At 35.1% G+C, this 14,059-nt stretch carries 4 protein-coding genes; all 4 read right to left on the bottom strand.

Features of this window, described 5'->3' with window-relative positions; all coding sequences use genetic code 11:
- Positions 1-44: 44 nt before the first annotated feature.
- A complete protein-coding gene (locus tag MCG46_RS03750; protein ID WP_240277776.1) occupies positions 45-1,094 on the bottom strand; it encodes a hypothetical protein in 1,050 nt (349 codons plus the stop codon).
- Between the two features lie 780 nt (positions 1,095-1,874).
- On the bottom strand, positions 1,875-3,110 hold the full coding sequence (locus MCG46_RS03745; RefSeq protein ID WP_240277774.1) for a hypothetical protein: 1,236 nt from the start codon (positions 3,108-3,110) through the stop codon (positions 1,875-1,877).
- Entirely contained in the window at positions 3,103-12,021 is an 8,919-nt protein-coding gene (locus MCG46_RS03740) for a DUF6531 domain-containing protein (RefSeq protein ID WP_240277772.1), read from the bottom strand. Before MCG46_RS03740 ends, MCG46_RS03745 begins: the two co-directional genes overlap by 8 nt.
- Before the next feature lie 409 nt (positions 12,022-12,430).
- Positions 12,431-14,053 (bottom strand): chaperonin GroEL, encoded by a 1,623-nt coding sequence (gene groL / locus MCG46_RS03735; protein WP_154239446.1) that lies wholly within the window; start codon positions 14,051-14,053, stop codon positions 12,431-12,433.
- Between the last annotated feature and the right edge of the window lie 6 nt (positions 14,054-14,059).

Raw genomic sequence — 14,059 nt, 5'->3', positions numbered from 1 at the left:
ATCTTTGATTTTATAATGATAATCGTTGATTATTAACTTTTGACTTACAATATTATCTGCTTAAACCCTTGTGAATCAACTTTATTCTTTTTCACTCTGCCTTTTCTTAACAATTCCATGGTCAGGGATTGATGATCTTTTTCGGTAAATTCAACAATCTCAATATAATCTTCTTCCCTGACTTCCACATAAATTAAATAATTCTTCTTTGCATAGTAATAAAACTTTAAACCATCTTTTTTCGCATATACAGGCTCCAATGTTTTTGCGTCCATCAAAAAGGAATATCTTCCTAAATAGTTATCCTTTTGATCAAAAAAATGAACTTCTCCACTTAAATATCGTCCTTCAATATCAACAAACTCAATATTCAATCGATCTAGTTTAGGATTATAAGCTTGTTTAGATGAAGTACTTGAATTTGACAAAATCAATTGACTTCCATCATTAACAAAATGAATTGTCTTCTCTTTATAATATTTGCTTACTTTTGGTGAAACAACACTCCGTTCATAAATGACTCCATTATCTATACAATAGTAATCAATATCAGGCTTAAGAAGATAGAGTTTACTTATATCCTCTTGAAACTCAGCTTCATATCGCACTGCTAAGTTAATCTCATCGTTAAATTCTATCAAATTAATTAAATGAATTTTCTTATCGGTTTGATATGTAATATCTATTTCATCTTTCCTGCAATTGAATAATTCTAAACTATTCTTTCTGCCAATTAGTATGTGGTCTGGATAATTCGAAAGTGGAAAAATAGTAGATTTAAAGACAGCGCTCGCTTCACCCTTCAAAGAGAAATTCAGATGTTTTAAATCTTCCTGCAAATTCATTAAATATACCTTATTGGAAGATGAAAAACCTTGACGGCATACAAGAACTGCATAGTCTTTACTTTCGCTAAATATAACAGCTTCTGGAATACCTGAAAATTTATATCTTTCTATTATTTCTAATGATTTTAGCGAGAAAAGAATTAATGCTTTCTCTATTTGGATGAATAATAGGTTATACTTTTCATTTATCCCCAATAAATGATTATTACTTTCTATTCCCAATGATAATTCCGCAATTTTTTTCATAAGAACCTCCTAATCACTTTATGCGATTGATCACTTAAATTTTCTAAGAAACTTCTTATATTCGCTAACTTATAAGTACAGAACCATCTTTAAAGCCTATATCATAAGAATTTGATAAATTCATGTTCAAAGCTTTCACTCAATTTATTCATGTCAACCACATATACTTTAGCCCATTGACTTCTGTGGGTTTCGAAAGCTCTGCATATTTTTTCATTTCCACTTTCACAATAATAGTGAATAAATAACAAACAGTATTTTTCCTTATATCCGAGTAGATATATAGCATAAACTTTATTGCCAAATTCTTTTGCTCTAAGAATAATATGCCTTTATTTTCAGCTGCTTGCCTATTCTTGTTTTAATCATACCACATAATTTAGCTGGAAATAAAAAAGATAAGTAGTATTTCATTGGTATACTGCTTATCTCAACATTTAGATTTTCTCATAAATTATTCTTATGAAATTATAATTCACCATAAAGTTGCAAATGCTTTCTAATTTCTTTTAACGAATAATTTCTGCACTTAGAATCATTGATATTCAACAAACTAAACCTTGGATTAGTCAAATGATCATAAGAATATTTCAATTTATCTTCAGGCTCTATCCTTATAAAATAACTAAATCCAATAATCTTTATCAAAAATTGCATATAATAGCTGCATTTTATCGGTTGTGTTTCAGAACAATTCCCTTTTTCCAATTTTGCTCCATTTAATCAAAAAGCATACCCTGCTTAATAAAGTAAGATATGCTTTTATCATTGAACTGAATATTAATATCCTTTAAATAAAATTGATTCACAAAACTGTTCTTTTGCCCCACTAGCCAGTTGAAGTTTTCTAAAATCCAGTTGATTTAACTTCTGATGGATATAATCTTTTTCCTCCAGTTGAAGGATTGATATACAGTATTGTTTTAATGACTCTTCCAGAAATATTAGCCCTGTTTTTTCATCAAATTCATATTTATCAACACCCCAAATCTCAAAAGTGTCATCTAATATATGAACTACTTCCTCTGTTCTTAAATCAAATAAGACAAAATACATTTTATTTCTTTTTAATTCTCCTGTTCCACTTGGATAATTTTCATATTTCTTCTCCCTTTGTACCGAACCTGCCCATGTAGGATCTTTGCATATTAATCCACTCTCTTCTCCAGATCTTTCTTCTGTTTCTATTCTTTCATAGGCTTCCGATATTAACTTTTTCTTTTCAACAAAATATGAAATAACTTCACTTTCATCTAGTTCTCGAATTACAAGTGTCCAAAAATAATTCCCAGACAGCGATACTTGCCCTTCACAAACAATGAGTTTTTCTCCCTCTAATATAACAGTTCGCTGATTCCTTTGATCCTCAATTTTAACTCCGCCAGAGGATGTACGTGATTGAAGAAGCTGCCGATCAAATCCATATCTCTTCCATGCTATATATTGCTTTTCATCTTGATCCATTCCCGGAATGATCTGGATAGAGTCTGACCGAATTTGATAATACTCATTTGTGTCGGTTCCAAGATAGGTTACTTCTAAAACATCCTCTTCTTCTTCCTCGCGTAAAGAAAGCAATTTATAATAGAAAAACTTATTCTCTGCTTCCATTATTACTTCTTTTGTTTTACAATCCATGATTTGTATTTTATTGGCTGTAGCCATAACCATGCCGCTTGAAAAGCGAGAAAGTTTCCAAACTCTGTTGCACGCTAACTTACCCAAATATTCATAATTTAAACCATCCTTTAGCTTACTCATCTCAATAAGGTAGGCGTCTGCTAGTTGATTACTTTTAGTTTTAAAACTTCTGCATATCGCATAGTCTAAATCAGCAGTAAAATCGATAGTTTCTACCCATTGCAAGTCTCTTGATTCAATGATTACTTTTTCCAACTCTAAAGAATAGACTATAAAGCGTGTGTTACAATTTAAAAACAAATAACAATATTTTTCATTATAGCCTATCAAGTGAGTTGTATAAATTTTACTTCCGAACTGTTTTATTCTATACATAATTGAACATCCTCATTATCTTATGTGTTTCATCACTTATTTTTTCTAAGAAATCTCTGATTGTTCTTGTTTTTGTTGTAATAACATTCTTTGATATCGGATCACAAGGTAATTTACTATTGGCAAGAGTATAATATGGACTATATTCTCTGTTCAACATCTTTAAATATTCGTCTTTTACAATTGGAGCACGATGAATTGTATAGTGTAGATACATATAAATTTCTGCAATATTAACTGTTAGATGCCTTTCTTTAGTTGTACTATTAATTTCCGCCCATTGTATTACTCTTCTATTCATTGGATTACCAGCATTTAGTGGTACGACATGATGCTTTTCTTTCTTATTAAATCTCTCATTATTAACATATCTCTTAATTTCAGATATGACCAATCCAAGCAAGACATCAAATATAGCCGCACCTGCTGTTCCAGACAATTGCTTACCCAAATCCCTTAAAGCCTCATCCAATCCTTTGTTATAATTGTTTGAAGGAGTATCTATTGTCCCTGCATTCGAGCTCGCACTTGATTGAGAAACCTTTGCTTCCTGTTCTTGCTGCTTCTCATACGTATTTACTGTTGCTTTTAACCCTTGCGCACATATAATCACAAGCACACCTATTGCAAACAATTTTATTGCTTCATGCAATAGTGCCTTACCAGACTTTATTAACCTATTCAAATCTTCTGCAGTTATAGATATTCCCCAATCCCATTCCCAAGGGAGTACCCCACCATCTAATGGCATAATCGGTTCGCCTTCATTTTGATTATAATCTTCAACTACTTGTGCCTTTACATAATCAATATCATAGCCAGTCTGATTTTGATTCGCTTGGGCGGTTGTTCTCACCTCTTCCGCGTTATTACCAGTTTTGTCATAGAATCGATATGGATTGTTGTTGGCAAACGTTCTTCGGTTTTGACTTGTTATGTTTTCTAAAGTCCCTGTGTAATCATCCAGTTGTAAGAACATTGCGTATTGTGATAAATAGGCTCTGTTTCTTAAATGTATTATACCACTAGAATCTTTATACTCGCCATTTAAACTGAATCCATATTTATTGGATACACCATAATCTTCATAATAATAATTATCCGATATGGAATAAATGTTTCCCAACGTGTCTGAATTTGTTGTAAATGCCACTGTCCCATTGAGTGAAGTATGATACAACGTGTTTCCAGAACCTAATCGTTCTAAGCCATAATAATAGAATGTATTCGATCCACCGTAACGCCAACTCTTAGAGATACTTTCTAACTGTTCTGTATTCGCCAATGAAACGTCATTAACAAAATAGTTATATGTTTCTACAATTTCTGGGCCATCTGCATAGGGAATAACCTCATTATAATTATTATAATTTACCTCATATGTTTCTTTTAATCCTGTCATATTATTGTTGGCATCATAACTATAATTATAGTAAAGACTTGAATCACCATGATCTACATAGGTTAAGTTCCCAAACAAATTATAAGAGAAATTATAAGTTGAGGAATTGGTAGAAGTAATTTGGGTTACTTCTCCATTTGCTGAATAATAGAATCGTTGTACGCCTTGTGCAGTTTCTATTCTTTCCAACAGATTATGATCATTATAAATGTAGACTTCATTTCCTTCTGGAGTTTGAGCAACCCGATCCCCTTTATAATTATAGAAGTAATTCGTTGTTGTCATGTTTCCCTGAATATCCTTTTTAGTACTGGATTTCAATTGATTCATTTTGTCATAAGTATAAACGTTATTGTATTCTTCTTTACATACTCCAGAATTTATATCGTATTTTGATTTAACTTTCTCTGTTAAAACATTTCCTTCTCCGTCATATGTATACTGTAAATCGTGGATCGTCTTCGCTTGGCTCTTTGTTGTTTTGGAAATCAACTGCCCATAAACATCATAATTTATAGTTACAGTTAATCCAAGTTCAGAAATCTGATTAACATGACCATTATCGTCATAAGTATATGTGGCTTTGGGTGTTGTTAACGATCCGACATCATCACTATAAACTTCAATAAGTTGATTCCAATCATTGTATTTTTTTAATTGAATGTTAACTTTTGGGCCTGTAGGCTCATCAGCGTAATAACTTGGACCACTATTGTCAGTAACAATAATTTTCGTCTGATTATCAAACACATCATATTCATATTCAACGACATTCCCATTAACATCTTTTACTCTGATTAACCGATCATAAATGTCATAAGATCTTGTTTCCGTACTATAATCTGAACTTGTCAAACGATTTCCATGAGCATCATAAGTAAATGTATGAATTAGATTTCCGCAGAATTCTTTTGTAAGATTGCCAAGTGAATCATATTCATAATTAATCTCTTTCTTATCAGCTTTAATGAGCTTCGTTTTATTGCCCAGCAAATCATATTGCATACTTAAATTAATCCCGTACTCATCATGAGAAGAGACCATTTGTCCCATTAAGTTATAAGCATACGTCGCTTCCTGCGTCACGCTATAACTTTTTTTAATAAGATTGTTTGCATTATCATAGGTATAATTCACGACACGATTTTCTGCATCTTCTACTTTCGTTAAATTGCCTTCACCATCATAGGCGAAACGTGTGCTGTTGCCATTCGTATCAATTTCTTCAATCTTATTATTGAAAGCATCATACGCAAAACTCTTTTCATGATTCTGATTATCTGTTTGCTTGATTATATTGCCTGACGAATCATACTCATAACGATATAAAACATTCTTTTGTTCGCCGCTAAGATAACCTTCCTCACTCACTTTTCCAATCGCATTGTATTCTGTATATTTTTCGACACCTTGGCTCAACTCCAATATAACCTGATTGTTACCGTTGTAATCCAACTGTTTAATCAACCGATCGTTCTGTTTTACAGAGGTTTGATTTCCGTTTTTGTCATAGGAATATTCAAAAACCTTTTCATTATTGATCGTTGACTTAATAAGCTGCTTGTTTAAATCATACTCATTAACCGTGATCTGATTTCCATTGGTTATTTTCGTAACATTGCCAAAAGCATCATATTCGTAGCTGATGGTATTATTTAAAGCATCTTTTTCGGTAACAACACGATTCATAGAATTAACCGTGTTCGTTTGGATCACATTGCCATTACGAATAAACTTGATTAAATTGCCGCGGCTGTCATATTCGTATTTTTCAATTAAGGTATTAGGAAATTTTTTCTCCGTCAATTGACCTTCTAGATCATAAGAGTAATTTGTTTCTCCACCATTTGCTGATTTTTCCTTAACCAAGTAACCCAACGAATTGTATTCTGTATAGCTAATATTTCCACGTGTATCCTTTACACTGATATTATTGCCTGCATTATCATAAGTCATATTCACTTGATAGTTATAAGGCAATTTTTTTGTAATAAGCTGCTGCTTTGCGTTATACACATATTCAGTCAAGAATCCTCGTGAGTCTACTTCTTTAACTGGCTGTGAGAAAGCATTATATTGGGTTGTCGTTTTATTGCCTGCTGGATCTTTTGATTCGATTTGATTTCCATCAGCGTCATAAACATAAGTAAACACATTACCTAAAGCATCCGTTGTTTTTATTTCCTGGCCTTTTTTATCATACTCGTGTTTAATTTTATTACCGTTTTTGTCAGTTTCCTCAAGCAGATTCCCTTCAGCATCATAAACAAAAGTAGTAAAATTACCTAAAGCATCCGTTGTTCTTATAACACGTGATAAAGCATCATATTGATTCGTTTCGACAATTATATCATTCTCCAACTTTTTTGTAGCATTGCCAAAAATATCATATTCATAGCTTGTCGTTACGTCGGATTCTTTTCTGGATAATAACTCACCCTTAGCTGTATAGCTCATTTCTGAGACAATGCCTTTGTTTGTTTCTTTAACGATATTATCGAAAACGTCATAATCGTAAGTCACAACTTGTGACAAGGAATTCGTCATTGTTTTTAAACGATTATACATATCATAAGTATAAAGCTTCTGCTGACCAGCAGTATTGGTTTCTTTGACTAGATTTCCATGAAGATCATATTCATAATTTGTTTCCAGTAATGTATTATGATCAACTTTTTTCAAAACGTTTCCAAATGCGTCTAAAGTATTTGTCGTATGATCTTTCAGCGTTTTCGTTTCTGTAACACGGCCATGATTATCATAATGATTTTCCTCAATGAGTACATTGTCAACATATTTCTTCGTTAAATTGCCGAAGCTGTCATATTCATAAGTCGTAATATAATCTCGCGGTGAAATCTCTTTTATAATCATGCCAAAATCATTATACTCAAAAGTTGTGACAAATCCCTCTTTATCTGTCGATTCAACTAATTGAGAAAGACCGTTATAAGTATAGATTGCAGTGTTTCCTAAATGGTCTGTCTCTTTTATTACGTTGCCGGCTGCATCGTATTCAATTGTTTTTATATGTCCTAGCTGATCTGTTTCTGAAATCATATTGCCATAGATGTCATAAATTCGGAAAACCTCGGTACCATCCTGATATAGAACGTAATTTTGATTGCCATTGACATCATAGCCATATTGTGTTTTAACACCTTTTTTATCAATTTCTTCGATAAGATTGCCGTCTGCATTATACACTTTAGACTCAGAAATACCATTGACAGTGACTTTCGTTTCTTTCCCTGTCGCATCATAAAAATATTCAGTAACAATACCTTTAGAATCTGTCGATTTTGAAATCAATCCTTGATCGTTATATTCGTTGATCACGGTCTGACCATTCCAATATTTTGTTTTAGTCAAACGCTTCAAACTATCATATTCATACGTTGTTTTTTCACCACGTCCATTCGTTTCCGTGGTTAATAATCCATTCGTATACGTATATAGGATGATATTACCCAAACTGTCCACCGTTTTGATTAAGTTAGACGCAGCATCATAGGTGTTTGTGGTTTTGTTTCCATATTTATCAGTTGTTTCAGTTAAGTTTCCTTTTATGTCATAGACATAAGTTTCTGTCTTTCCAAATTTATCAGTATAGGATGTTTTCCTTCCTTCTGCGTCATAAGTATAAGATTCCGTCAGATTTCCACGGGTTACCAAGATTGGTAAATCCATACTATTATATTCTGTCGTTGTAATTAAGCCGTTAGGATCTGTATACTTTGTGATATTCCCTCGGCCATCATATTCCCACTTTTCAGTTCTTCCCGTTGAATACCTTTTTTCTGTATTTCTTCCATAAGCGTCAACGACATAGTTAATAGAATATCCGTCATGATTTTCTTTCTTGAGATGATTCAGCTCGTCATATTCATAAATAACTACTTCCCCATTTGGTAAAACTGCTCGGGTTAAGTTGCTGCCTGTATACTCCATCTGCGTTTTCCCATTGTAAAAATCGACATGTTCGATGACCTGGCTCTTGTCATTATAAGCATAGCTCTCCGTCTTTCCATACTTGTTTCTATGCGTGAGTACATTCATTTGATTATCATAAGTAAACGCTTCATAGCTTCCGTCTGAGTAATTAATTCTAGTTGGAAATCCATACTCGTTCTTCTCATACGACTCAATTTTGCCGTCGAAATCTTTAGCTTGTTCGATATCCCCATATGAATTATAAGTAAATTCTGCCTTCGCACCGAGTTCATTTGTGGAATAAAGCAATTGATTTTCGACGTTGGAATAATCGTTAGTACGGCTCGTCCCATCGCTGAACTCAATTTTGGTAACACGTTCAAGAGAATCTATATAATAAGTAACCGCATTGGATCCTTTTGTAACAATCGTTTTCCCCGGCTGATACTCAAAGGTTGTCACATTATCTTCACCATCCATCTGACGAACTACGCGATTTTGATTATCATAAGTATTTCGTCCTAATGAATCTCCATTTTCATCGACAATCTCATTGATATGACCCGATTCATCATAAGAATAGGTTTCAGTATATCCTTGGGCATTTGTAAATTTCGTTAGCTGCCGGTTTTCATTATACTCATAAAATACTTTGGTAGCGTCCGGCAGAATAATCTCCTGAACCATATTCTGATTGTTGTAATTAAATATTACTTCACTGGCATCCGATAAGCTTAGTTTTCTGATCATTCCATATTCATCATAAACCGGCTTAATGAACTGTCCGCTTAACTCCTGTATTTTGTCAAGCAGCCCATATTCATTAAAATACATAACGTTGTGTGTGTTTTCATCAGTAATCACAATTTTGTTATCTTCAAAAGACAGTGTAAATGGATTGTCAATATCTGTTGTATAGTTTCCGTTATTATAAATATATTGATATATTCTTCCATTTTCAGTTAAATAGTAGAGATTATGATCTTTATCGTAAAAAGTAAACTGATCGAAGTTCGTTGTAAAATTATTTCCAAATAAAGAGGACATTATTTCACCCGAAGAATTATAAAACCTTTTTAATTCAATACTTTCATAACCTTTAAGCTTCAGATCAACATTACTATGATAATAATTACCGCTCCCTACATTTACTGGATCAGCAGTATAACAGGCAAAAAGGCAGACATCACCACGATATTTATAATCTGCAGTGTATTCGGTGATCGTTACAGGAGGTCTAAAACTATCTGCATTGGGTTTAAGCGTATCGGAAGGAATTCGGATAACAATATTCTGACCTTCAACCAGAACATTATCGGTTGTATTATTATCGAATTGAATCTGTTCAATTGAAACGCCGTAGTAAGCAGCTAAAGATGGCAAAGTTTCTCCCAATTTTACTTCATGAAATAAGAAACGATCTGTATATGACGAATACTCGCCGTATCTGCCGCTCGGATCTTCCATTATTGTAACTTCATACAAATAAACGGTTTCTCCTTCTGAAAAATCACTCGTTTCCATATAAGGTGTTGTAAAATTCGCCGGCTCTTTTTCAAAATGCTGTACGCCTTCAACTGGTGACGTTACAAATATAGGATCAATATAGGTAGTTCCTGGATTTTCATTTAATTCATAATAATGATCTTTTCCAACGCGAACAATTTCACCCTTGTCATTTAATTTACAAAGATAGAATACAACATAATATCGTGGTTTGAGGATGCCATCAATGCTAATTCCATAAAACTGATTAATGCCTTTAGAATAAATTCTTAAATTAGTAAGCATTAAATTGGGATCTAAACCAGAATCAACATCTTCATCTACACTATATGTTAATGAAATTACCGGTCGGTCCGTATTGCCTTCCGTCATAAAAACATTTGGACCTTTAGTTTTATCATATTCATCTTGAGAAATTAGAATCAAAGTCTTATCTGTTCCAGCATATAGATCCTTAGCGTGAGCTGTAATATCAAACTCTTTATACCCTGTCCCCATCAAGCTTTGTGCAGAGACATTACTTATTTTCTTTTTCTCAGGCAAATTATAATAATTAGCATTTGCAGGATCGAGATAAGCTGCTGTGGAATAAACATCAATTCCAGCATGATCCACATAACCATTAACTCGGAACAATTTCATTTTCGCATCAATAATTCTTTTTCCAGTTCCGATGTCTGGCATCTTGAAATGAATAATTGAGCGTGCCCATTCAATCGTTAACTCCGATGCCTGAGATCGGCTCTCATATCCTACTCGCATATTCTTTGACTGTATCGCCTTGCCATCTGTACTTCTAACATATGAAGAAGTAACATCCACTCCATCATAATCACTGTATGGAGTGATCACAGGATCAATAATAATTGGATAAACACGGCTTTCACTTTGAGTCCAAGCTTCATTCCATTGAATAATTAATTCAATTTTCGTATCATTAATTCTTTCATAGTCTACAGAAACGTCAAATGATGCTTCTTTTGCCGCATCCATAAGATAAGGTAATTCATAAATAAATTGAATTGTACCTTCACTGTCTTTGAAGTAAAGCATTCCTGTATCATCTTTTTCAGGATTTAAATTTCCAATATCTAACTGATACCGTAGTTCATTTCCAGTAAAACCTTCTTTTAAAAGAATATTTTCCTTCAATGCAGTTGTCATGATCCGATACTGAAAATCAATATTCGGATAAACATCAAAATACTGAATTGTATCTGATTCAGACAGATAAGTAGAGGTATTCCCTTGGGCGACTTCTGTCTGGATAAGTGCATCATTTTCATTTCTGATCTGTGATAAAATATTCCCGCCAGAATAGAATCTAGCATTATAATAAACATCATTATTTTGAGCTATAATTGTTTGGCCTTCTTCTGATAATAAAGAAATACCTGAATCTAAATTTGTATTGATCTCTACATACTGCCCATCAATTTTTCTATGTATAGGATTCATATAGACATCGGTTTTATAAATTCCTTCACCTAGATCATATGTCTTAGAGTTTTCTGTTCTTTCTTCAACTATTTCAGTTAGGTTTTGGCTTTCTTCCTGATCGTTTAATGAAAAAATCGTTTTATCTGTGGAAGGTGTTACGGATGGCGTTGTTGTAGGCGTAGCCGTCACTCCCGGAGTGCTGCTTGGCGAAACGGTTGGAATGAGAGTCGGTTCAATTGTTGGTGTTGGACTTGGCGTATCAGGTTCAATACTTTCCTGAGGCTCTAAGGTCGGCAAAATCTCCGGTGTTTCTGCCGGTTCAGGCTGCTGAGTTGGTTCTGCAGTTGGCTCTGGTGTCAGTTCTGGATTTTCAGGTTCTTGTGTAGGTTCAGGCGTTGTCTCAGAATCAGAAGGTTGGCCTGATATTGTATCATCAGGTACTTCTTCATTTGTTGTTAGCCTTGATTCTTTTCTTCCCTGGTTAACTTCTATTGTTTGATAACCTTGTGTCGGCTTTAAGCGAACGCGATTATTTTCAGCTTGAGCAACAATTGCAGCATCATTGATTTGGATTGTCAACAAACAGATGATTAAAATACATTCCAAAACTTTTTTTACTCTCTTAAACATTTTTTCTCCCCTTATTTCTTTTTATGGTCTTTTAATAAAAAACAAAAAATCATCTTCGCAGATAAAATTTAATATACTTAATAATATTAAACATTGTTATTCCCCCTGTAAGCCCTTACTAAGGTAAATTATTATAAAGTGAAACTCTTGTCAAACAAAATTTCATAAAGATATAGGGAATGTTCAGAATGTAATATTTAAAGAAATATATATAAATAGAAATAAGGGTGGATAAAACTAGAAATGTAATAATTTTATCACTGCTAAAAATGAATTATGAAATATATTTCACAATTCGTAAAACTAATTTTAATTGATAGTTTTGAAATCATGAATGAAACAATAAAAAAACAGACAGCACTGGGGGATGTGCTGTCTGCCTGGAACTCAATGTTATAGGAATGAAGGCTTAGTACATGCCGCCTTCAGGCATAGCTGGAGCTGCTGGAGCATTCTTTTCCGGCAATTCAGCGACCGCCGCTTCGGTGGTGATGAACAGGGCTGAAATCGAAGCTGCATTCAGCAGAGCGTTGCGAGTAACCTTTGTCGGATCCACAATACCAGCTTCAAACATATCGACCCATTCACCCTTCTTCGCGTCAAAGCCGATGTTCTTGCCTTCTGTCAGCTGACGGGAAACAATCTGATCCCCATCATAACCAGCGTTTTCCGCAATCTGGTACAACGGTTTAACGATGGCTTCAAAGACGGCACTGATACCCTTCTGTTCGTCGGATGTTTCACCCTTCAGCTCATCGCGGTATTCACGGTAGATGGAAGCCAGAGCTGCGCCGCCGCCGATGACGATGCCTTCCATGACTGCCGCTTTCGTTGCATTCAGAGCATCTTCAATTCTCAGCTTCTTTTCTTTCATTTCACTTTCTGTCGCAGCGCCAACCTTGACAATCGCAACACCGGTTGTCAGCTTCGCCAGACGTTCATTCAGACGCTTCTTGTCGTATTCCTGCGTTGTATTTTCAATCTGCTGCTTCAATTCTGCAATCCGATCGTCAATTTTTTCTTTCTCACCAGTTCCGCCGACAATCGTCGTGTCGTCTTTCTTAACGACAACCCGATTTGCGTGACCGAGATCTTCAATTTCGCCGTCTTTCAGCTCCATGGCCAGATCCTTGGCGAAATACTTCGCACCGGTAACAATTGCGATATCTTCCAGCATGGCCTTCTGATTGTCGCCGAAGCTTGGCGCCTTGGTGCAGACTACATTGAAGGTGCCTCTTAACTTATTCAGAACCAGCGTTGCAACGACTTCCTGATCAATATCATCAGCAATGATCAATAACGGCTTGTTGGTCTGAACGATCTTTTCCAGCAACGGCAGAACTTCCTGGATCGTGTTGATCTTCTGATCTGTTACTAAGATATATGGATTATCCAGCACGGCTTCGTTCTTTTCCCGGTTGGAAACCATGTATGGGCTGATGAAGCCTTTGTCATACTGAAGACCTTCAACCGTTTCCAGCTCCGTTTCAAAGCCATTGGATTCATCCACGGTAATTACGCCTTCACGGCCGACCTTTTCCATCGCTTTGGCAATGATTTCGCCGACTTCCGCATCCCCGGAAGAAATCGCCGCAACCTGGGCAATATCCTGGTTGGTTTCAACTTTATGCGTCTGTTCCAGCAGCTTGTCGGCAATGAACTTCGCGGCTTTTTCCATACCGCTTCTCATCAGAACCGGATTGGTTCCTTTTTCAACGCTGCTCATGCCTTTGTGGATCATCGACTGTGCCAAAAGCGTCGCGGTTGTTGTGCCGTCGCCAGCTGTATCGTTGGTCTTGGACGCTACTTCCAGAACCAGCTTGGCGCCCATGTTTTCAATTTTATCTTCACATTCGATTTCTTTTGCGATCGTAACACCGTCATTGGTAATCAGCGGTGAACCATAGCTTCTTTCCAGAACAACATTACGGCCTTTCGGACCCAATGTAATTTTGACCGTATCGGCCAGCGTGTCGACGCCCTTCATCATTGCAACGCGGGCATCTTTAGAAAAACGGACTTCCTTCGCCATATTCTC

This window comes from Holdemania massiliensis (assembly GCF_022440805.1).
GTDB lineage: Bacteria > Bacillota_I > Bacilli_A > Erysipelotrichales > Erysipelotrichaceae > Holdemania > Holdemania massiliensis_A.
The sequence above is the reverse complement of the archived record's forward strand: the minus strand, read 5'-3'. Positions and strand labels throughout refer to the sequence as shown.

Coding starts and splice junctions, on each gene's coding strand:
- MCG46_RS03750 (WP_240277776.1), bottom strand. CDS start 1,094: ATGAAAAAAATTGCGGAATTATCATTGGGAATAGAAAGTAATAATCAT.
- MCG46_RS03745 (WP_240277774.1), bottom strand. CDS start 3,110: ATGTATAGAATAAAACAGTTCGGAAGTAAAATTTATACAACTCACTTG.
- MCG46_RS03740 (WP_240277772.1), bottom strand. CDS start 12,021: ATGTTTAAGAGAGTAAAAAAAGTTTTGGAATGTATTTTAATCATCTGT.
- groL (WP_154239446.1), bottom strand. CDS start 14,053: ATGGCGAAGGAAGTCCGTTTTTCTAAAGATGCCCGCGTTGCAATGATG.